The organism is Salinicoccus cyprini (genome assembly GCF_007713705.1).
In the GTDB taxonomy this organism is placed as follows: domain Bacteria; phylum Bacillota; class Bacilli; order Staphylococcales; family Salinicoccaceae; genus Salinicoccus; species Salinicoccus cyprini.
Genome location: NZ_VMSJ01000024.1, coordinates 1 through 516, shown reverse-complemented (window position 1 = coordinate 516; position 516 = coordinate 1). Strand labels below are relative to the sequence as shown.

Genomic DNA, 516 nt, shown 5'->3' with positions numbered 1-516 from the left:
TGGGGTGAAGTCGTAACAAGGTAGCCGTATCGGAAGGTGCGGCTGGATCACCTCCTTTCTAAGGATATAACGGAACATCTTCGGATGGATGGAATGGCGTCTGACATATTGTATTCAGTTTTGAATGTTCTAATTTCGTTTCAAAGTGTAAAATTAATGCTTGAAATTATCATTCACAATAGTATAATCTATATCTGGAAATATAATGGGCCTATAGCTCAGCTGGTTAGAGCGCACGCCTGATAAGCGTGAGGTCGGTGGTTCGAGTCCACTTAGGCCCACCATTATAATTCTCAATATGGGGGCTTAGCTCAGCTGGGAGAGCGCCTGCTTTGCACGCAGGAGGTCAGCGGTTCGATCCCGCTAGTCTCCACCATTATTATTTAAAACATGTACATTGAAAACCGTATAGAAACAATGCGAAAAATGATTTTTAACCGAAAATCAAGCGTAGAAAACCGAGAACCGAAAGAGTTCAAACAAACACGCGTTGTACCGGAGTATTCCGGTACACTC

2 tRNA genes and 1 rRNA gene are annotated in these 516 nt (G+C 43.2%); all 3 read left to right on the top strand.

What is annotated here, in order from left to right:
• Positions 1-58 (top strand): 16S ribosomal RNA (locus tag FO441_RS12545); the annotation flags it as partial.
• A 149-nt stretch (positions 59-207) separates the two neighbouring features.
• Positions 208-284: transfer RNA gene (locus FO441_RS12540), tRNA-Ile, on the top strand.
• A 16-nt stretch (positions 285-300) separates the two neighbouring features.
• Positions 301-376 (top strand) — tRNA-Ala (locus tag FO441_RS12535).
• Positions 377-516: the final 140 nt, after the last annotated feature.